The following is a 20228-nucleotide window of genomic DNA, read 5'->3' as shown; positions in this document are numbered from 1 at the left end:
CACCTTATAAAGCCTCCGGTGCGGCGATGCAAGCTTTACAGTACGCGAGTGCTGATACTCTGGCCTGCCAGTGACACTTCCAGCGTATCGCCAGAATGCAGTGGTCCAACCCCTTCCGGTGTCCCGGTCAGAATGACGTCACCAGCACGCAGGGTAAAATACTGACTCATATGTGCAATCAGCGGTAAAATTTTGTGGATCATATCAGCCGTGCTGCCATGCTGACGAACCTCACCGTTGATTACCAGCTTAAGTTCAACGTTTTGCGGGTCGGCGCTAAATTCTGACACGGGAATGAAGCCCGAAAGCGGACAAGCGTTATCAAAGCCCTTTGATTTTTCCCGGGTTGCCCGGCTTTCTTTAATTTGGCCTGTAAATCACGCAAGGTTAAATCCAGCGCCACGCCATAACCGGCAATCGCTTTTGCCACATGCTCTTCATTCGCCTGCTTCAGCGTGGCACCAATCAGCACCGCCAGCTCGACTTCATGATGAACTTCGCCGAATGCGCTGGGAACAGACAGCGGCTGGCGCAAATCGCATAGCGCGGTCTCGGGTTTGATAAATATCACCGGCTCGACAGGCGTTGCGCTGCCCATTTCCTTAATGTGTTTCGCATAGTTGCTGCCGACGCAAACCACTTTGCTGACTGAATAATCCAACAGAGCGCCTTGCCAGTTACGATGCTGATACATGCTAATCCCCTGCTTTTGTTTGGTGTGATGCCAGCGATGCTGGCGGATTGATGCTTGCTTACGCGCTGGTCGAACGGCCAACCTCGTCGGCAAATAATAAGATGGTTTTACTGGTCAGGTATGCGGAAATTGTCAAAAACCGTGAATCAACAGGTTGAAATGGTGAAATATTGCACAGCGGGAGCATTAACGGTGCCGTTAAAATAAGCGTTTTAATGGCGCAAGCGCGCGCCATTAATATTTTATCGCTGAGAACAATTTATTTTTGACGATATTTAAACAATGACTGTTTATATTTACAGATGAATCCGAATTAATCTTTTTATCGCTTCCAAGATGAACTTTTAGCAGATTTTCAATCGGTGGTGGAATTTGCAAATAAAAGCCCTGTTCGCTTAATCCCTGCTTAACTTTATTGATGTCCGCATTCGCTAACTTATCGCGGCCCGCCAGCGATAAAACCATTGCCAGCTGGGGCTTACCGAAGCCTTTCAGTAATTCTTCAGGCACACGCGAAAAATCGTCTTTTTTTTCAACATAGAGATAAGTCTGGTCACGTAACGGGCTTCTGTAGATCACACAAAACATATATTTTACTCGAATTAACTGGAATTGAGGCTTGTCTGTATATAGCTGTAACTATAACATGCTTGCAGAACTTCGAATATTCACCGTTTTCGCTTAATGATGATTTAATCATCCTTCAGCAAACGGTAGTGAAAACAGGACTGAGTCGGGACAGATGTCGCAAACGCCAATCGAATTCAAAGGTAGCAGTTTCACACTGTCTGTCGTTCATCTGCATCACCACGATCCCGAGGTGATTCGCAAGGCACTTCAAGACAAAATTGAACAGGCTCCCGCTTTCCTGAAAAACGCCCCCGTGGTGCTGAACGTGGCGGCACTGAATGGCGAAGTTAACTGGAAACAGTTGCAACAGGCTGTGCTGACCACAGGATTACGTATTGTGGGCGTCAGCGGCTGTAAAGATGATGCGCTCAAACGCATGATTGCCCGTGCGGGTTTACCGGTTCTGGCAGAAGGCAAAGAGGGGAAAGCGCGTAACGACGTCCCTGAGCCTGAAGCCAGGCCGCCTGTCGCCGCACCTGCCGCCGTGAAAACCCGCATCGTCAACACGCCCGTGCGATCGGGCCAGCAGATCTACGCCCGCGACGCCGATCTGATCGTAACGAACAGCGTCAGCGCGGGCGCTGAGCTGGTTGCCGACGGCAATATCCATATTTATGGCATGATGCGCGGTCGTGCGTTGGCGGGTGCCAGCGGCGATCGCGATTGCCAGATTTTTTGCACCAACCTGGCAGCAGAGTTGGTCTCAATCGCCGGAGAGTACTGGATTATGGACCAGATCCCGGAAGAATTTTTTGGTAAAGCAGCGCGCCTGTGCCTTCAGGATGGCGCCCTCACTATCCAGACACTTAATTAGGCCCCTTTTCTTTCGTTAAGGAAATCAATATTTATGGCACGCATTATTGTAGTTACATCAGGTAAAGGGGGCGTTGGTAAGACCACGTCAAGCGCGGCCATCGCCACCGGTTTAGCGCAGAAAGGCAAAAAGACGGTCGTTATCGATTTCGATATTGGTTTGCGTAACCTGGATCTGATTATGGGCTGCGAACGTCGCGTAGTGTATGACTTCGTCAATGTGATTCAGGGCGATGCGACATTGAATCAGGCACTGATCAGAGACAAACGTACCGAGCAGCTCTATATCCTGCCCGCTTCGCAAACACGTGATAAAGACGCCCTGACGCGCGAAGGCGTTGAAAAAGTGCTGAATGATTTAATCGCGATGGACTTTGACTTTATCGTCTGTGATTCACCGGCCGGTATTGAAACGGGTGCGCTGATGGCTCTCTATTTTGCTGACGAAGCGATTATTACCACCAATCCTGAAGTCTCTTCAGTGCGCGATTCCGATCGCATTCTCGGCATCATTTCTTCGAAATCCCGCCGCGCTGAAAACAGTCAGGAGCCGGTTAAAGAGCACCTGTTACTGACACGTTATAACCCTGGCCGCGTCAGTCGTGGCGACATGCTGAGCATGGAAGATGTGCTGGAAATCCTGCGCATTCCGTTAGTCGGTGTGATACCGGAAGATCAATCTGTGTTACGCGCCTCCAACCAGGGCGAGCCGGTGATCCTCGACAGCGAATCTGATGCTGGCAAAGCCTATGCCGATACCGTTGAGCGGTTACTCGGTGAAGTACGCCCCTTCCGCTTTATTGAAGAAGAGAAGAAGGGTTTCCTGAAACGCCTGTTCGGGGGATAAACCATGGCATTACTTGATTTCTTTTTATCCCGGAAGAAGAACACTGCCAATATAGCCAAGGAAAGGCTGCAAATTATCGTGGCAGAACGCAGAAGGGGCGACAGTGAGCCCCACTATCTTCCGCAGCTTAAGCGCGACATTCTGGAAGTGATTTGCAAATATGTGAAGATCGATCCAGAAATGGTTACGGTTCAACTGGACCAGAAAGGCGATGATATCTCCATTCTGGAGCTGAACGTGACGCTACCGGAAACGGAAGACGTGACTAAATGACGCTGCTGGTTTCCTGAATTTCCCCTGCTCAGTTGCAGGGGAATTTCGCCTGTCAGATATCCGCCAGAATGTGATCGATACCTGGTTTTAACACCTTGCCGCGCCAGCCGGTTAACAGTTCAGGTAAACGATTTTGTGGCTTGAGTCCCCAGTGCTGGCTCAATACCTGATTAATCTGCCGCCGTGATGCCAGAAGCTCCTGGCTAAAGCCGCTTTGCTCGCTCACCTGCTGCACCAATGCTTTAATCGCTTTGAAAACCTGCTTGTAGTTCGGATGATCGATAAGATTGCCTAACGGCTGCGGCAAATCATCCTCGCTGAGTGCCTGCGTCTCATCGACCAGCGCCAGTAGCGTTTTTCCATGAAAACGAATTTCATGGCCTGACAAGCCCAGATGATCAAGCTCGCCCAGTGAACCGGGCATAAAGCGCGCCACTTTCCACAGATTTTCTTCCCGCACGACAAAGTTCACTGCCATATCTTTTTCCCGTGCCACGTTTAAACGCCATGCGGCGAGACGCTGTAAGGCGGCTAACTGACGCGGCGCAGCTGCCAGGCATTCGTAATATCACGCCAGGCCTCTTCAGGGGTGAGAATATCGAGTCGACGCTGGCACAAATTCTCGCATTCACTGAGCGCAGCCTCCATATTGCCGGCAGCCGTTGTTTGCTCCATTAACTGATGTGCAATAGGTAACAAAAAATGTACATCTGCCGCGGCATACTGGCACTGACGTTCAGTCAACGGGCGAGCCAGCCAGTCGGTGCGCGCTTCGCTTTTGTCCAGCTGAACCTGGGTGAAATGCGCCACCATAGAGGCAAAGCCCCACGAAAGTGGCTGCCCGGAGAATGCTGCCAGAATTTGCGTATCAATCATCGGTTGTGGCAGAACCCCGAAGCGATGAAGGAACACCTCTAAATCTTCACCGCCCGCATGGAGAAATTTGGTGACGCCGGTGTCCGTCAGTAAGTCGATAAACGATGACCAGTCGCTGATTTTCAGAGGATCGATAAGGACCAGTTGTTCGCTGTCATAAAGTTGAATCAGCCCCAACTGTGGATAGTAAGTGCGCGTACGAACAAATTCAGTGTCGAGGGCCACAGCCGCATGCTGGCGGGCTTTTTGACAGACTTCTGCCAGTTGATCATCCTGGTCGATCAGGGAATAGTTCACGTTCATTTTTTCACCGCAGCAAACCGCGCGCGGTGCTCCATGTTAAAAGCAATAAAAACGCCGGTCATCGCCGGCGTTCAACCTGTATTCATGCTGGCACTCAGCTTGCGCTGGGTTTCGCATCGTCTCGTAATTCACGCCGCAAAATTTTGCCGACATTGGTCTTCGGCAGTTCTTCACGAAACTCAATAATTTTGGGCACTTTGTAGCCTGTTAGCTGACGGCGGCAGTGATCAAGCAGTTCATCTTTCGTCAGAGACTGATCCTTTTTCACTACGCAGACTTTCACCGCCTCGCCCGATAAATCGCTGGGAACCCCAATTGCCGCCGCTTCGCGCACTTTTGGATGCTGCATCAACACATCTTCGATTTCATTAGGATAGACGTTGAATCCGGAAACCAGAATCATATCTTTTTTACGATCGACGATGCGGATAAACCCTTCCTGATCAACGGTAACAATATCACCGCTGTGGAGCCAGCCATTTTTGAGGACTTCAGCCGTCGCGTCGGGGCGTTGCCAGTAGCCCAGCATCACTTGCGGGCCACGAATGCACAACTCACCCGGTTCACCGGGTAAAACATCATTGCCTGCGTCATCTACGACGCGGATATCCGTAGAGGGCACCGGCAAGCCAATGCTGCCGGTATGGCAACTGATGTCATATGGATTAACAGACACTAACGGAGAACATTCAGTCAGGCCATAACCTTCCAGCAGATAATGACCGGTCAGCTTTTCCCACCGTTCCGCCACAGCCTTTTGCACCGCCATGCCACCGCCAGCGGAAAGACGCAGCGTGGAAAAATCGAGCTTATTAAAATCAGCGTCGTTCAACAGCGCGTTGAATAAAGTGTTTACGCCAGTCAGCGCGCTGAAAGGAAATCTCGACAGCTCCCTGACGAAGCCGGGAATATCACGCGGATTGGTAATCAGCAGATTCTGCCCACCCAGCTCAAAGAACAGCAGGCCGTTCACGGTCAGAGCAAAGATGTGATACAGCGGCAGCGCCGTGACAACGCACTCCTTCCCGTCACGCAGCACTTTGCCGTAGGTCGCTCTGGTTTGTTCGAGATTGGCCTGCATATTGCGGTGCGTCAGCATAGCCCCTTTCGCCACGCCCGTGGTGCCACCGGTATATTGCAGGAAAGCGATATCGTCATTGCTGACATCCGGACGCTGATAAGGCATCTCAGCACCCAGCTGTAATACGCTGCGAAATGAGATGGCGCCCGGTAAGTGATATTTAGGCACCAGCCGCTTGATATATTTAATGACAAAGTTAACCAGCGTCGCTTTCACTGGCGCCAGCTGATCTCCCATCCGGGTCAAAATCACATGTTTTACTGCTGTCTCCGCCACAACTTTTTCCAGCGTATGGGCGAAGTTCGAAACGATAACAATGGCACTGGCTCCGCTATCGTTGAGCTGATGCTTAAGCTCACGTGGGGTATAGAGCGGATTGACATTCACCACCACAAGGCCTGCACGTAATACGCCAAACAGGGCCACGGGATATTGCAGCAAATTTGGCATCATCAGGGCGACACGTTCGCCAGGCTTGAGATGCAAAGCATTTTGCAAATAGGCGGCAAAAGCCCGGCTTTGCTCATCGAGCTGGCGATAGGTCATCTTCTGACCCATATTCCAAAATGCGGGTTGGTCGGCGTAGCGTTTTGCACCTTGTTCAAACAGATCGATCAATGAGGTATAACGATCCGCACTAATTTCGGCAGGAACATCTGCCGGGTAGCGTTTAAGCCAAACCTTGTTCAAGGATTCACCCCGATAATCATGTTGTATTCCCATCGCTACCTCAGCCTTTCAGTTTGTTAACAATATTTTAACTGATTGTACCAGTTTGGCTGTTTCGGCATTTTGAGGTTGCGAAGTTCATCACTAAATTTCGTGCCGGTTGAAAAGCACATTAAAAAGCCCGGTGCCTACGCCGCTACCGGGCTGAAAACAGTACGCCACATCAGGATTATTCGGTCAGGATGGTTTCAACCTGAGCCGGGCCGCTACTGTACATTCCCCAGTATGGATTGGGCCCCCAGTAGCCGGGACGATAACGGGTCGGACCGTACCAAATCCAGGGATCGATCGGCTGTGGCGGCGACATCACCTGCTGGGTTAAACGCCAGCGTTGATAGCCACGCACATCAATCAATACGAATTTATATTTGGCTTCACCAATGGTTCCTTCTTCGGTGCCTTTGATGGTGCCCAGTACCGTAACGTATTGATTTTTTACATCAACCGGATCAACAAAGCCATGGATATCCGCATAGATCCGTCCAACGGAAGCCGCACCCAGTCGTGGGCGAGCTCCTTCATCCAGCGGCTGCGTGGCGATCTCCAGCCGCGTTTTACCGGTAAGATTAGTGACATTGACGACTTTACCGCCAAAGCGCGACTCCTGACCGACATAAATTGCCGGATCGTTCATTACCCGCAACAGATCTTGTTGAGGAAGCGCCGCGCCACCTTTGATAGTGTCAGGCACAGAAACACAGCCACTTAAAACCAGAGCACAGGTCAATATCAGACCAGTCAGGCTTTTTCTACAGATGGACATAGGCGTTCTCCAGATAATATGTGATTAGACTGGACGCATAACAATAAGTTGCGTTGCCTTTACCGCCCCGGTAATTTTTTCCATGCTACTTCATTACGTAAATAGGTTGGCTCTGCCTGCTCTGGCGGAACAGTATTACCCTGAGCCAATGCCTGCTGGGCTAAGGGCAGCATATCCTGCGCGGCGGGCAGTAAAACGTCGCTGGCCTTGAGTTGCAAGGCATGGCCTTGTTGTAATGCTGGATAAGCCTGCCAGCCCGTGCCAGCGGTAGTCCATTCACCTTCCAGCGTCTGCATACGTGCCAGAGCAGTTTCGGGCGACAACACGCTTTCGCTGGCTTCGCCCTGCCAGACCCCGTTTTCGTCACGCTGGTATTCCGCCCAGTAGACTTCACCCATGCGTGCATCAATGGCGGCTAATACCCGCGTCGCGCCGTGCTGCCGCCATGCGCCCTGCGCTAAGGTTGCCAGCGTTGACACCCCAATCATGGGCAAAGCAGCACCCAGCGCCAGACCTTGCGCAATACCAATACCGATGCGTACCCCGGTGAAGCTGCCTGGCCCCCGGCCAAACGCCAAGGCATCAAGCGCCGTCAGCTCGAGCTGCTGCGCCAGTAATAGTTCTTCAATCAACGGCAATATGCGCTGCGTGTGATCGCGCGGTGCGATTTCAAAGCGGGCATCAATCTGATGCTGATTCAGCAGTGCGGCTGAACAGGCTTCCGTCGCCGTATCCAGGGCTAAAATTCGGGCCGACATAACCACCTCAAGAGATTTTAAACGGCGCGCATCTTAGCACAAAATCACGCAACCGGTTGTTGACGTATAAACGCAATAGCGCGTTCAATGTCACGTGTCCGCGGCGTGGGGGCAGGCTGTTAAGAAACAGCGCACCATAAGGACGCGACACCAGCCGTTGATCGCAAATCACCAGCACGCCGCGATCTTCCGTATCGCGAATTAAACGTCCCACGCCCTGTTTAAGCGTAATCACCGCGTCAGGTAATTGCACATCAGCAAAAGGATCGCCTCCACGGATCCGACAATCTTCCATTCGCGCCTTCAACAGCGGATCTTCCGGTGAAGTAAACGGCAGCTTATCAATGATGACCAGCGATAACGCATCGCCGCGAACATCCACGCCCTCCCAGAAGCTGCTGGTCGCCACCAGCAAGGCATTACCTTTTTCGATAAATTGCTTCAGTAACTGTCCTTTGCTGGTTTCACCCTGAACCAGCACCGGCAAGGTCATTGAAGCGCGAAACTCAGCGGCCAGCTCGCGCATCATCAGATGCGAGGTGCAGAGAAAAAAGCAGCGCCCCTTATTGGCATCAATGAGCGGCTTCATCATCTGCGCCAGACGACGCGCGCCACCGGGACGATTTGGTTCGGGTAAGTTACGCGGCACGCAAAGCAGGGCCTGTTGCGTGTAATCAAACGGGCTGTTGAGGATCAGGCTTTTCGCCTCACTGACACCAAGGCGATCGGCAAAGTGATGGATTTTTTCATCAACCGCTAAGGTTGCCGAGGTAAAAATCCACGCAGCTTTGCGGTTATCCATCACTTCACGAAAACGCTCAGCGACCGAAAGTGGCGTTAACGCTAAGGTAAAATGGCGCGAGGTACATTCGTACCAGTAGCTGAAACCGGGTTCACTGATGGCGCGAAGACGCTTCAACCGGCCACGATAAAGTGCCGCACGCTCAAAGGCCGCATCCAGCAAAGCGGAACGCCCAAGCGATAACTTGATTACGTCGTAGCAAAGTTCAAGGGCATCATCCAGCAAGGTAAACATTCGCATGATGTTATTATCGCTGAGCAAATCACGCAGGTTGCCGCGATAGCCTGGTTCGCCAAGCGATAAGCGAAAATCCTGCGCACACTGCGCCAGCCGATCGGCAGACTTTTGCAGTTGCTGGACGTCACGCACTTCTGTGCGGTAAGCAATAATGATGTCTTTTGCGAGATCCAGGAGCTGGCGGCTGGAGAGCTGCTGGCCAAAGTATTGACTGGCGATGTCGGGAAGCTGATGTGCTTCATCAAAAATCATGACGTCAGCTTCTGGGATTAGCTCTGCAAATCCGCTCTCTTTTACCACCAAATCGGCGAGAAAAAGATGATGGTTTACCACAACCACATCCGCATCCATGGCGCGTTTGCGCGCTTTAACCACAAAGCAATCTTTATAGAGCGGGCAATCGCTGCCGAGGCAATTGTCATTAGTGCTGGTAACCAGCGGCCAGATGGGGCTGTCTTCAGTGACCCCGCCACAGGTGCTGATATCGCCATCAACCGTTTGTGAAGACCAGGCACGCAGCGTAACCAAATCGGTCAGCGCCTGCGTATTCAAATCGCCCCCGGCCATTGATTGCTGTTCAAGCCGCTCAAGGCATAAATAGTTTGAGCGCCCTTTTAATAAAGCCATTTTGCCTTTGAAGGTTAACGCTTTGGCGATGGTAGGAAGATCGCGCCCGTAGAGCTGGTCCTGCAGGGCTTTTGATCCTGTCGACACAATCACTTTTTTTCCGGCACGTAACGCGGGTGCCAGATAGGCATAGGTTTTGCCGGTTCCGGTGCCTGCTTCCACCACCAGTTCACTGTTACTTTTAACGGCCTCAGAAACCGCATGAGCCATCTCACGCTGTGCCTCGCGGGGTTTAAACCCGCTAATGGCTTGCGCCAGCGCGCCATCAACTGCAAAATCGTCCGCCACATTTCCTCACATAGAACGGCAAAAACCCTGTAATTATGTCAGTATTGCCAGGGTTAAGCAAAAGGCCGACGAGCGACGGATGGCGCGCTGCAGGGTGGCTGTTACGCATAAGGAAGCGGCTGGCGCGCGTTAACAAACAGACTTATTACGGCCAACACCGGGTAAGTTTTGTGCTATGACACACTAAAAAACCGGCTAGTTGCCGGTTTTTTAGTTAATCGCTGCAGCGAGAGTTAACTCACTTCAGGCGTTTGCCTTATTTCAATACCGAAGGCGCAGCGTCAGACAGCATCTGCTCTTTTTGCGCGCCTGAATTGGCTTTTGCATGGCCCAGCAGGGGTTCTTCACCCAGCATTTCAGGCTGCTCTTTCGCCGTGAACTGGCCTGCGCCGTCGAAGGAAGGACCTTCACACCAGCGACCTTTCGGCAGCGGCTTATCCAGCGAGGTATTCAGGCAGTAGTAGGAATGCTCCTGCGCCTCTTCCGATTGCGGGAAGCTGTTTGGAATCGGCAGCGAGGCACTCAGTCCCCCATATCTTCGATAACTGCTAACCACTGTTGCTGGTGCATCGTGTCACGCGCAATCAGGAACGACAGGAAATCTTTCATCCCTTTATCTTCCGTCATGTTGTATAAGCGCGTAGCCAGCACACGACCGGTCGCTTCTGCCGTGACGTTAGCCAGCATGTCGGCAGCAATGTTGCCCGACGCGTAAATGTGGCTCATATCAAAGGGTACACCGTTGGCATTAACGGGCATAGCGGACAGGCCGGACGACAACACGTGTCGTGGGTTCATGCCACCAAGAATCGCATTGACGACAGGATCTTTCGCTGACGCTTCCTGATAGGAAACCGGTGCGCCTTCCAGATTGAGCGCCACAGCATGACCCAGCATCTCAATATGCGCTAATTCTTCAGTTGCCGTAGAGATGAGCAGATCTTTAATCCGGGCATCGCCACGGGCACCCATTGCCTGGAAGAAATATTGCATCGCGACACGTATCTCCCCTTCTACGCCACCAATCGCCTGCTGTAACAGCATGGCAAATTCTGGATCAGGCTTTTCTACGCGAACGGGATACTGAAGTTTTGATGAATGATGAAACATGGTCTTCTCCTGGTAATGTTATACAGATGAAGCAGCCCATCAAGCCTGGAACGACATTCTGGAGAATGAAAGCGGAGCGAGAGCGATTTTCGCTGAAACCCTTATTTAAAAACATTAATAATCAATAATTTAAGCGGATAAAAATTTTTCCTGCCCCGCCCCTGTTATAACAGCCACACTGTCTGTTTTCTGGCACTGTTTGTCATTCAGCGCAACAGATGACAATGGCTATCGGGTTGTGTCAGGCTTATACCCTTAAAACCAAGGAGATAAAGATGACCATTACACGTATTGATCCCGAGCATCGCATGTCGGAAGCGGTAATCCATAACGACACGATTTATTACACCAGCGTGCCGGAAAACCTTGATGAAGATGCACAAGCGCAAACGGCCAATGCGCTGGCAGTGATTGATGCGCTGTTAACGCGCGTGGGAAGTGATAAAAGCAAAATTCTTGATGCCACGATCTTTTTAGTCGATAAAGCGGACTTTCCCGCAATGAACCGTGCCTGGGATGCCTGGGTTTCGCCAGATAACGCCCCGGTACGCTGCACGGTTCAGGCCGGATTAATGCATCCTGACTATAAAGTCGAAATTAAAATTATTGCGGCACGCTAAGTGTTACGCCGGGCGTCAGACTTCATCTTCATCTTCCTCTTCGAAGCGCGCCCGGATCTGTTCACCCTGATGATTTTGGCGAATTTCCTGCGCAACCTGCGCGATAGCCTGGCCACTGGACATGCCGCCAGCCATTAATTCCTGGATGCGCTCAACCGCCTGCTGTTGCTGTTCATGAGACAGTGCCGGTAAACCTGTAAACATATTTCACTCCTGCGTTGGGGCAGACATTATTCCATGCAGAACAAACAGGTGCCAGCCAGTTAAAAATATGTCAGTCTAGCGGCCTTATTGATGTCTGATTTTTCTGCCCGATGATCGTTGAAACTCATAGCCTAAATTATACGCCGGATGCGCTGACACAGCTTTTCGCCCGCATTGCGCATCTGCCCTGGGCGATGCTGCTTTCCTCTGGTCAGGCCGAGCACGCCGATAACCGATTCGATATTCTGACCGCCGATCCGCAAGTGACTCTAATGACGAGTGCCGCCCTGACCGTGATCCGCCAGGGAGACAATCTCACGGAGTCTGCTGATGATCCGCTGCGTTTGCTGCAATATTACTGCGACAGCCTGGGCATTAAACCTGAGCGCCATCCTGATTTGCCTTTTCAGGGCGGCGCGCTGGGCCTGTTTGGCTACGATCTGGCCCGGCGTTATGAGCGATTACCGGATCACGCACAAGCCGATCTCACCACGCCGGATATGGCCGTTGGCATTTATGACTGGGCATTAATTGCCGATCATGACCTGCAACGCCTGACGCTGGTGGCCCTGAACAATGCACAGGCGCGTTTACGCTGGCTGGAGCAGTGGCCAGAGCGTAAAGCCCCTGCGTTTTCTCTGACCAGCGCCTGGCAATCCAGCCTCAGCTATGCTGAATACGCTACACGCTTCAATGCAGTGCAAGCGTATATTCAGGCCGGCGATTGCTATCAGGTCAATCTGGCACAGCGTTTTCAGGCGGGATATCAGGGGATGAATGGCTGGCATTCTGTGCACTTAATGCGGCTAACCGTGCGCCCTTTAGTGCTTTTCTGCGTTTGCCTGACAGCGCAATTTTGAGCCTGTCACCGGAACGTTTTCTCTCGTTAGACAACGGTAAGATTGAAACGCGCCCCATTAAAGGGACGCGACCGCGTTGTGACGACCCGTTAGCCGATCGGCAGCAAGCGGAAAGTCTGGCGTCATCAGAAAAAGATCGTGCTGAAAATCTGATGATTGTCGATCTCCTGCGTAACGATATCGGCCGCGTGGCGCTTCCCGGTTCCGTTCATGTTCCTGAGCTGTTTGTGGTTGAACCTTTTCCTGCGGTTCATCATCTGGTGAGCACAGTTCGCGCGACGTTACCCGCTAATTTACAAGCCACCGATCTGTTACGCGCCTGTTTTCCGGGCGGATCGATTACGGGCGCACCCAAAATTCGGGCCATGGAAATTATCGATGAACTGGAGCCTCAACGCAGAAATGCGTGGTGCGGCAGCATCGGTTATCTCAGCCTGTGTGGCCGAATGGATACCAGTATTACGATTCGCACATTGATTGCCGAAGGAGATCAACTTTACTGTTCTGCAGGCGGAGGCCTGGTGGCAGACAGCGAACTGGACGCGGAATATCAGGAAACCTTCCATAAGGTCAGTCGTATCCTGCCCGCGCTGGAAAAGGAGCCAGAATGAGCCCACCGCTGACGCTTGAGGCTTTTCGCAGCCGCTTTTTGTTACAGCAACCGCTGCGACATACGCAGTTGCTGGCTGGTCGTCACGCAGCGGTACTGGTGCCCATTGTCGCGCGCGAACAGCCGGGTTTGCTGTTAACTCAACGTTCTCATGGCCTGCGTAAACATGCCGGACAGGTTGCTTTTCCAGGGGGATGCAGGATCCCAGCGATGTCACGTTGATTGCCACTGCGCTACGAGAAGCCCACGAAGAAGTGGGTATCGATCCCCGCCAGGTTGAGGTACTGGGTTGTTTGCCTGCCGTCACCAGCAGCACCGGTTTTCAGGTGACGCCTGTACTGGGCATCATACCCGCGACGACATCGTTACAGCTCAATCCTGATGAAGTTCTCAGCGCGTTTGAAATGCCACTGACGGAGGCGCTGCAACTCAGCCGTTACGCATCGTTAGAGATTCAGCGCGCCGGTATGCGCCATCCCGTTTGGCTCTCGCTTTATGAAAATTATCTGGTCTGGGGCATGACAGCGGGCATTATTCGCTCGCTTAGTCAGCAAATCGCATTCTGACGCCTGTTTTTTTACGCTTCTTTGACCGGTACCGCTGTAAAACGGCCCGGCTGCATTATAATTTTTTCTGCACCTTTTAATTAGTTTATTTCATGCGAAAAGCTGCTCTTTTCCCTTTGCCGAAGATTACTATTAGCGCCATAAACTGCCCCGGCAGACTTAGAATAATTTGTGAGGAGTGTCATCTGTGATTAGCGTTTTCGACATGTTCAAAGTGGGTATTGGCCCATCGAGTTCTCATACTGTCGGCCCGATGAAAGCCGGGAAACAGTTTGTGGATCTGTTATCTGAACAGGGGAAGCTGAAAGAGGTGACACGCATTGCGGTTGATGTTTATGGGTCACTGTCACTCACCGGTAAAGGTCACCATACCGATATCGCAATTATTATGGGACTGGCGGGTGAATCGCCGGACAGTGTGGATATCGACGCGATCCCGGCGTTTATCAAAGATGTTGAACAGCGTGAACGCCTTTTGCTGGCCAACGGCGAGCATGAGGTCGATTTCCCACGTGAAGGCGGCATGGTCTTTCGCAGCGAAAATCTTTCGTTGCATGAAAACGGCATGCGTCTGTTAGCCTTCGCTGGCGATCTGTTAATTCTTTCTAAAACTTACTATTCGATTGGCGGCGGCTTCATTGTTGATGAAGAGCATTTCGGTCAGTCTGCACTCAATGAAGTCTCGGTGCCCTGGCCGTTCCATTCTGCCAAAGATCTGTTAGCGCACTGCCGCGAAACCGGTTTGTCGCTTTCTGGTTTAGTCATGAAGAACGAGCTGGCGTTACATTCGCGCGAAGAGATTCATGACTACTTCAGCCACATCTGGCAAACCATGCAGGCGTGTATCGATCGTGGGCTGAATACTGAAGGCGTTCTGCCCGGCCCACTGCGGGTGCCGCGTCGCGCTGCATCGCTGCGTCGTTTACTTGTCTCCTCAACCAAACACTCCAACGATCCGATGAACGTGATCGACTGGGTCAATATGTTTGCGCTGGCGGTAAATGAAGAGAACGCCGCGGGCGGGCGTGTTGTAACGGCCCCCACAAACGGGGCGTGTGGCATTGTTCCTGCGGTACTGGCTTATTACGATCATTTTATCGAAACCGTCACACCCGATATCTTCATTCGCTATTTTCTCGCCTCGGGCGCCATCGGTGTTTTATATAAAATGAACGCGTCGATTTCTGGCGCTGAAGTCGGTTGTCAGGGCGAAGTCGGCGTGGCCTGTTCTATGGCAGCAGCCGGTTTAGCTGAACTGTTAGGTGCCAGCCCAGAGCAAGTCTGTGTCGCCGCTGAAATTGGCATGGAGCACAATCTGGGACTCACCTGTGACCCGGTTGCAGGCCAGGTTCAGGTTCCCTGCATCGAACGTAATGCGATCGCGTCCGTCAAAGCCATTAATGCCGCGCGTATGGCGTTACGCCGCACCAGCGAACCGCGCGTGTCGCTTGATAAGGTTATTGAGACCATGTACGAAACCGGGAAAGATATGAACGCGAAATATCGCGAAACTTCACGTGGCGGTTTAGCGATAAAAGTTCAGTGCGACTGATTTAAGCGAAGCGTTATCTGCTCAAAAAGCATGCAATCGTTTTAAAATCCGCATCCTACGCTATCTCCTACCCGTTTAATTATGTAGAGTAATTTTCCGCGCGACCTCCGGGTCGCGTTGTTTTCAGTGCCGCTTTATTTCAGAAGCACGGCCTAAATTTGGACCGTGCCGTGCCGATAACAACCCCGTTATTTTTGTTTTTTTGGGAAGGTGGTTACTGATGCTTATGGCCCAGCAATTTGTTGGACAATTCAGGCGCAAGCGTCTACTGATTGCGCTGGTGATTGCCACCGCCGTCCTGATACTGACGCTCGCTTTTCGCTATATCGAAGAAAAGTCACGTATAGAGCAACAGGCCATGAATTTTGCCGACAACGCCATCATGCGTTTTGATCGGATGTTCTCGCCGCTGGATGTTTCGGCTAATAATACGCTGGGCCTGGTTGGCGTCTCCTGCCAGGATGTGCGCTTTCCTCTGATTGAAAAAATCTCTGCCCTGCAAACTGTTCGCGCTGTTTTGCTGGTTGATAACGATACGATTTATTGTTCAAGTATTTATGGGCCACGTAACATTCCGTTCAGTGAAACCTATCCGGAACTGGCCATTTATAATCAGCGGATGATTTTAGCCACGGACAATTATTTATTGAAAGGCTCGCCGGTATTGCTGCTGTGGACGCCGAAAACACAAGATAATCGCTCAGGCATATTGCAGGTCATCAATATTGAACTGATGAGTAACTATCTGCTCGAGCCGCAGCTGCCCTGGGTTGAACGCGCCATCATCAATGTTAATGGCGAAAGCCTGGAGTATGGTAATCCGCTTATTGAGCCTACCGAGCCTTCTGAAGATGAAGTCAGTTATAACGAAGCGTCGCTGCGTTATCCCTATACGCTTACGCTTTATGGCCCTTCGCCGACGCGGCTGGCTTTAGCAACGCTGCCGTCCCAGCTTCCCTTAGCCCTGCTGCTGAGCCTGTTAATGGGCTACATCGTTTGGCTGGCGACGGCAAATCGCATGAGTCTGAGCTGGCAAATCAGTTACGGTATTACCGCCAACGAATTCATGGTGTATTGCCAGCCATTAATCAATGCGAAAACCGGTGAGTGTGACGGCATAGAGTTGCTGTTACGCTGGCACAATGCCCGCCAGGGATGGATCGCTCCGGATGTCTTCATTCCACTGGCCGAGCGCCAAAACCTGATCGCCCCGCTGACGCGCTTTGTGATCAATCAGGTTGTGGCTCACTTACCTGAGCTGCCCCGCTGTCCTTCGTTCCACATTGCTATTAATGTCGCGGCCAGTCATTTCCGCAATCACGCTATTTTGGAAGATCTGCAAAGCTTGTGGTGGCCAGCGAATCCGGTGCCAAAACTGGTGGTCGAACTCACGGAGCGCGATGCGTTGCCCGTGGTTGATCAGTCGGTCATTTCACAGCTGCACGACATTGGCGTCAGGCTGGCGATAGACGATTTCGGCACCGGACACAGTTCACTTTCTTATTTGAAAGATCTACAGCCGGATGTACTGAAAATTGACAAAATTTTTACTGCTGCTATTGGCACTGATGCTATCAATGCGACCGTAACGGATATGGTGATTTCGCTGGCGCAACGCCTGAACATTAGTCTGGTTGCAGAAGGCGTAGAAACCGCTGAACAAGCGGCGTATTTAAGCGCGCGTGGCGTTGATCACTTACAAGGCTACTATTACGCACGTCCTATGCCGCTTGGCGATTTCCCAGCCTGGCTAAAGCAGCATCAGACAGATATTGAGGCTTAATATCTACACAACACGTTAATGAGGCATGCCAGAGGCTGGCGATCGAAACATAAAAAAACGCACCGGTTAACGGTGCGTTTTTTTACTTCATTATCGCGACTTATGCGCCTTCCTCTTCATGATCGTGAGGTTTATCTTTGGTCACACGTATCAGGTCAACACGATAATCTGTCGCTTCGATAATCTGAAAATGCAGCGGTTCAATATCGATCACTTCACCTGGCAACGGTAACTGGCCTTTCTGGGCTATCAATAAACCGGCCAGCGAGGCGTGATCTTCATCGGGATTAACCAACTCGTGAAAGTCGAGTAACTGCTGCAATGAGTGTAAGTCAGTTCCGCCTTTCACTAACCAACCGTCACCATCCGCAATGATATCGGGGGTTTCGTCTTCATCCGGGAACTCACCGGCAATCGCTTCCAGCACGTCTAATGGCGTAATCAAACCTTGTACTACACCAAACTCATTGGTCACGATAACAAAGCTGCCTTTGGCACGACGCAGAACCCCGAGGAGATTAATCGGGTCCAGCGTTTCCGGCACCACAATGGTTGGCGTGCTGGCAGCAAATGTCGCCACATCCATGCCATGTTCTAACGCTACCAGCAATTCTTTCGCACGCACTACGCCGATGATTTCATCCAGTTCACCCCGACATACCGGGAACAGGCTGTGCGGCGTATCCAGTAACTGAATACGAATTTCATCTAAGGGACGGTTGGCGTCCACCCAGGAAATTTCACCGCGCGGGGTCATGATGCTGCGAATTGAACGTGATGCCAGCGTTAATACACCATTGATCATAAAACGCTCTTCATCTTTAAATGCTTCCTGCGGCATCGCTGTGATGGAGGCAGATTCTTCATTATCAGGTGCCTGAGCGCGGTTCCGTCCACCCATCAGGCGCAAAATAGCTTCAGCGGTACGCTCACGCATCGGGCGGCGCGACTGATGGCGAATAAAATTGCGGCGTGCAATCTGGTTAAACAGTTCAATAATGATTGAAAAACCGATCGCCGCGTAGAGATACCCTTTAGGAATATGGAAACCAAAACCTTCTGCCACCAGCGATAAGCCAATCATAAGCAGGAAGCTCAGACACAACACCACCACGGTGGGATGCGCATTAACAAAGTTTGTTAACGGCTTAGACGCCAGTAACATCACTCCCATTGCGATCACCACGGCCGTCATCATCACCGGCAAATGGTTTACCATGCCCACTGCTGTAATCACCGCATCAAGCGAGAAGACGGCATCTAACACTACAATCTGCGTTACCACCGCCCAAAAACTGGCATAGCTGCGATTACCGGAATCCTCATGCTGACGATTCTCTAACCTTTCATGCAACTCCATGGTTGCTTTGAAAAGCAAGAACACCCCTCCCGCCAGCAAGATCAAATCTCGTCCGGCAAAGCTGAAATCGCCTACGCTGAATAAGGGTCGGGTCAACGTCACCATCCATGAGATCAGTGAAAGCAGACCTAAACGCATGATCAAGGCTAACGACAGGCCGATCAAACGCGCTTTATCACGCTGTTTGGGTGGCAGTTTGTCAGCAAGGATGGCGATAAACACCAGATTGTCGATGCCTAAGACAATTTCCAGCACGACGAGCGTCAGTAAACCCGCCCAAATTGAGGGGTCGAATAGAAATTCCATTAATGACTCCTGAACGAGGAACAGATCGAACGATTTCGTGCCAGCACCATCAGGCGTGACATAAATGCAGTCGGGTAAGCAGTGAAAACGCCATCAGGCGTGAGATGACGCGCCAGCAGGCGCAAAGAACAGGTTAAGCGACGTCGGTGACGATCCATAAAGGTGGGCTGAGGCCCGTTACTCCTGAGTAATAAACAGATCGTTAATGTAACAGTTAGCGTAATGGCGTCAAAAAATTTTATTAAGTTTACATTTCGCTTGCTCATGACGCAGGCGTATGAAAATGCAAATTACAGAAATCAGCCGCTAAATAGCAGAGGAGTATCACAAAATTTATTTTTTCGATCACTAAAATAAATCGCGAACTTATCGCCTGGATTTTTCTTTAGATCAATTCTCAACCGCATTTGGGCGATCTGGCTACGCTTATTCAGACGTAACCGAAGCGATAAACCATACCGGTTCATTGACTCCAGATGAACTTCTCTAGCGAACGGAGGTAGCACGTGACCATTGCAATTGTAATTGGTACACACGGCTGGGCAGCCGAACAACTGCTTAAAACAGCCGAAATGCTGTTGGGAGAGCAGGAAAATGTTGGATGGATCGACTTCGTGCCCGGCGAAAATGCAGAAACGCTTATTGAGAAATACCAGGCACGTCTTACCGAACTTGATACTGCAAAAGGTGTGCTGTTTTTAGTCGATACCTGGGGCGGCAGCCCTTTTAATGCAGCGAGCCGTATCGTCGTTGATAAAGAAAATTATGACGTTGTCGCCGGGGTCAATATTCCAATGTTAGTGGAAACACTAATGGCACGGGATGATGACCCCGGCTTCGACGAGTTAGTCGCCATCGCGGTTGAAACCGGACGTGAAGGCGTCAAAGCGTTAAAAGCCAAAGAGGAAGAACCCGCCCCTGCTCCGGCTAAAGCCGCACCCGTCGCTGCACAGCCGCAAAAGCCACTGGCACCCGGCGAACATATGAAGATTGGCCTGGCGCGTATCGATGACCGTTTGATTCATGGTCAGGTGGCGACCCGCTGGACAAAAGAGACCAATGTGACGCGCATTATTGTGGTCAGTGATGAAGTGGCCAAAGACCATGTGCGCAAGACATTGTTAACTCAGGTTGCTCCTCCGGGCGTCACCGCCCACGTGGTTGATGTCGATAAGATGGTTCGCGTCTGGAATAACCCAAAATATAGTCAGGACCGCGTAATGTTGCTGTTTACCAATCCGACTGATGTGCTGCGTATTGTTGAACAAGGTGTTGTTATAAAAAGTGTCAATATAGGCGGCATGGCATTTCGTCAGGGCAAAACTCAGGTGAATAACGCCGTGTCAGTTGACGAAAAAGATATCGCAGCGTTTCGTAAATTGAATGAACGCAATATCGAGTTAGAGGTGCGTAAAGTCTCCAATGACCCGAAATTGAAAATGATGGATCTGATTGCGAAGGTTAACGCGTAATTCGTCATCATCGTTGCCTGAAAAGGTAATTTCATTCTCGCTATCCTGCTGAGGACAAGAAGTA

At 51.3% G+C, this 20228-nt stretch carries 14 protein-coding genes and 6 pseudogenes; 9 read left to right on the top strand and 11 right to left on the bottom strand.

The genetic code is table 11. The features are described 5' to 3' along the window. Positions 1 to 35 precede the first annotated feature (35 nt). A pseudogene (locus O3W44_RS03065) lies at positions 36 to 694 on the bottom strand (fumarylacetoacetate hydrolase family protein). Between the two features lie 318 nt (positions 695 to 1012). Next, positions 1013 to 1282 (bottom strand): annotated as a pseudogene (locus O3W44_RS03060) (YcgL domain-containing protein); the annotation flags it as partial. A gap of 154 nt (positions 1283 to 1436) precedes the next feature. Here O3W44_RS03060 and minC point away from each other — a divergent pair. Genes minC through minE form a run of 3 tightly spaced genes read left to right on the top strand, consistent with a single transcriptional unit; the run spans position 1437 to position 3257 of the window. Beyond that, entirely contained in the window at positions 1437 to 2138 is a 702-nt protein-coding gene (minC, locus tag O3W44_RS03055; protein ID WP_269291946.1) for a septum site-determining protein MinC, read from the top strand. A 33-nt stretch (positions 2139 to 2171) separates the two neighbouring features. Continuing rightward, entirely contained in the window at positions 2172 to 2984 is an 813-nt protein-coding gene (gene minD / locus O3W44_RS03050) for a septum site-determining protein MinD (protein WP_269291945.1), read from the top strand. A 3-nt stretch (positions 2985 to 2987) separates the two neighbouring features. Beyond that, on the top strand, positions 2988 to 3257 hold the full coding sequence (gene minE, locus O3W44_RS03045; RefSeq protein WP_269291944.1) for a cell division topological specificity factor MinE: 270 nt from the start codon (positions 2988 to 2990) through the stop codon (positions 3255 to 3257). A 52-nt stretch (positions 3258 to 3309) separates the two neighbouring features. On the opposite strand, the pseudogene rnd reads toward minE, so the two are convergent. The 7 genes and pseudogenes from rnd to O3W44_RS03010 form a co-directional block, all read right to left on the bottom strand. After that, a pseudogene (gene rnd / locus O3W44_RS03040) lies at positions 3310 to 4430 on the bottom strand (ribonuclease D). A gap of 100 nt (positions 4431 to 4530) precedes the next feature. Continuing rightward, on the bottom strand, positions 4531 to 6207 hold the full coding sequence (fadD, locus tag O3W44_RS03035) for a long-chain-fatty-acid--CoA ligase FadD (RefSeq protein WP_269291943.1): 1677 nt from the start codon (positions 6205 to 6207) through the stop codon (positions 4531 to 4533). Positions 6208 to 6415: 208 nt separating this feature from the next. After that, positions 6416 to 7009, bottom strand: coding sequence for a Slp family lipoprotein (locus tag O3W44_RS03030; RefSeq protein WP_269291942.1), 594 nt, complete (start codon positions 7007 to 7009; stop codon positions 6416 to 6418). Positions 7010 to 7068: 59 nt separating this feature from the next. Further along, positions 7069 to 7767 (bottom strand): tRNA (adenosine(37)-N6)-threonylcarbamoyltransferase complex dimerization subunit type 1 TsaB, encoded by a 699-nt coding sequence (tsaB, locus tag O3W44_RS03025; protein ID WP_269291941.1) that lies wholly within the window; start codon positions 7765 to 7767, stop codon positions 7069 to 7071. Positions 7768 to 7811: 44 nt separating this feature from the next. Continuing rightward, a pseudogene (locus O3W44_RS03020) lies at positions 7812 to 9721 on the bottom strand (ATP-dependent DNA helicase). Positions 9722 to 9977: 256 nt separating this feature from the next. Continuing rightward, a complete protein-coding gene (locus O3W44_RS03015; RefSeq protein ID WP_269291940.1) occupies positions 9978 to 10277 on the bottom strand; it encodes a hypothetical protein in 300 nt (99 codons plus the stop codon). Then, positions 10244 to 10831, bottom strand: coding sequence for a manganese catalase family protein (locus tag O3W44_RS03010; protein WP_269291939.1), 588 nt, complete (start codon positions 10829 to 10831; stop codon positions 10244 to 10246). Before O3W44_RS03010 ends, O3W44_RS03015 begins: the two co-directional genes overlap by 34 nt. Before the next feature lie 275 nt (positions 10832 to 11106). Between O3W44_RS03010 and O3W44_RS03005 the strand changes: the two genes are divergently transcribed. Beyond that, positions 11107 to 11451: a RidA family protein gene (locus tag O3W44_RS03005; protein WP_269291938.1), complete on the top strand. Its 345-nt coding sequence runs from the start codon at positions 11107 to 11109 to the stop codon at positions 11449 to 11451. A 15-nt stretch (positions 11452 to 11466) separates the two neighbouring features. Here the strand turns inward: O3W44_RS03005 and O3W44_RS03000 are convergent, their stop codons facing one another. Next, entirely contained in the window at positions 11467 to 11655 is a 189-nt protein-coding gene (locus O3W44_RS03000; RefSeq protein ID WP_269291937.1) for a YoaH family protein, read from the bottom strand. Positions 11656 to 11765: 110 nt separating this feature from the next. Between O3W44_RS03000 and pabB the strand changes: the two are divergent. From pabB to O3W44_RS02980, 4 genes and pseudogenes are all read left to right on the top strand, one after another. Continuing rightward, positions 11766 to 13126 (top strand): annotated as a pseudogene (gene pabB / locus O3W44_RS02995) (aminodeoxychorismate synthase component 1). Then, positions 13123 to 13691 (top strand): annotated as a pseudogene (locus tag O3W44_RS02990) (CoA pyrophosphatase). Before pabB ends, O3W44_RS02990 begins: the two co-directional pseudogenes overlap by 4 nt. Before the next feature lie 187 nt (positions 13692 to 13878). Next, entirely contained in the window at positions 13879 to 15243 is a 1365-nt protein-coding gene (gene sdaA / locus O3W44_RS02985; RefSeq protein WP_269291936.1) for an L-serine ammonia-lyase, read from the top strand. Positions 15244 to 15463: 220 nt separating this feature from the next. Further along, a complete protein-coding gene (locus O3W44_RS02980) occupies positions 15464 to 17026 on the top strand; it encodes an EAL domain-containing protein (protein ID WP_269291935.1) in 1563 nt (520 codons plus the stop codon). A gap of 100 nt (positions 17027 to 17126) precedes the next feature. Here O3W44_RS02980 and O3W44_RS02975 read toward each other — a convergent pair whose 3' ends face one another. Then, positions 17127 to 18692 (bottom strand): TerC family protein, encoded by a 1566-nt coding sequence (locus O3W44_RS02975; RefSeq protein ID WP_269291934.1) that lies wholly within the window; start codon positions 18690 to 18692, stop codon positions 17127 to 17129. A 506-nt stretch (positions 18693 to 19198) separates the two neighbouring features. On the opposite strand from O3W44_RS02975, the gene manX reads away from it, so the two are divergent. Further along, positions 19199 to 20164, top strand: coding sequence for a PTS mannose transporter subunit IIAB (manX, locus tag O3W44_RS02970; RefSeq protein WP_269291933.1), 966 nt, complete (start codon positions 19199 to 19201; stop codon positions 20162 to 20164). The last annotated feature ends 64 nt before the right edge of the window (positions 20165 to 20228 follow it).

Origin of the sequence: Pantoea sp. LMR881, from assembly GCF_027157825.1 — a bacterium.
Classification (GTDB): domain Bacteria; phylum Pseudomonadota; class Gammaproteobacteria; order Enterobacterales; family Enterobacteriaceae; genus Pantoea; species Pantoea haifensis.
Note: the sequence above shows the minus strand (reverse complement) of the source record. Positions and strands in the feature narration are given on the sequence as shown.

Excerpts from the sequence above, each read along its gene's own strand:
- minD (WP_269291945.1), top strand. The coding sequence starts at position 2,172 with ATGGCACGCATTATTGTAGTTACATCAGGTAAAGGGGGCGTTGGTAAG.
- O3W44_RS03010 (WP_269291939.1), bottom strand. The coding sequence starts at position 10,831 with ATGTTTCATCATTCATCAAAACTTCAGTATCCCGTTCGCGTAGAAAAG.
- minC (WP_269291946.1), top strand. The coding sequence starts at position 1,437 with ATGTCGCAAACGCCAATCGAATTCAAAGGTAGCAGTTTCACACTGTCT.
- tsaB (WP_269291941.1), bottom strand. The coding sequence starts at position 7,767 with ATGTCGGCCCGAATTTTAGCCCTGGATACGGCGACGGAAGCCTGTTCA.
- minE (WP_269291944.1), top strand. The coding sequence starts at position 2,988 with ATGGCATTACTTGATTTCTTTTTATCCCGGAAGAAGAACACTGCCAAT.
- O3W44_RS03005 (WP_269291938.1), top strand. The coding sequence starts at position 11,107 with ATGACCATTACACGTATTGATCCCGAGCATCGCATGTCGGAAGCGGTA.
- O3W44_RS03030 (WP_269291942.1), bottom strand. The coding sequence starts at position 7,009 with ATGTCCATCTGTAGAAAAAGCCTGACTGGTCTGATATTGACCTGTGCT.
- O3W44_RS03000 (WP_269291937.1), bottom strand. The coding sequence starts at position 11,655 with ATGTTTACAGGTTTACCGGCACTGTCTCATGAACAGCAACAGCAGGCG.
- O3W44_RS02980 (WP_269291935.1), top strand. The coding sequence starts at position 15,464 with ATGCTTATGGCCCAGCAATTTGTTGGACAATTCAGGCGCAAGCGTCTA.
- O3W44_RS02975 (WP_269291934.1), bottom strand. The coding sequence starts at position 18,692 with ATGGAATTTCTATTCGACCCCTCAATTTGGGCGGGTTTACTGACGCTC.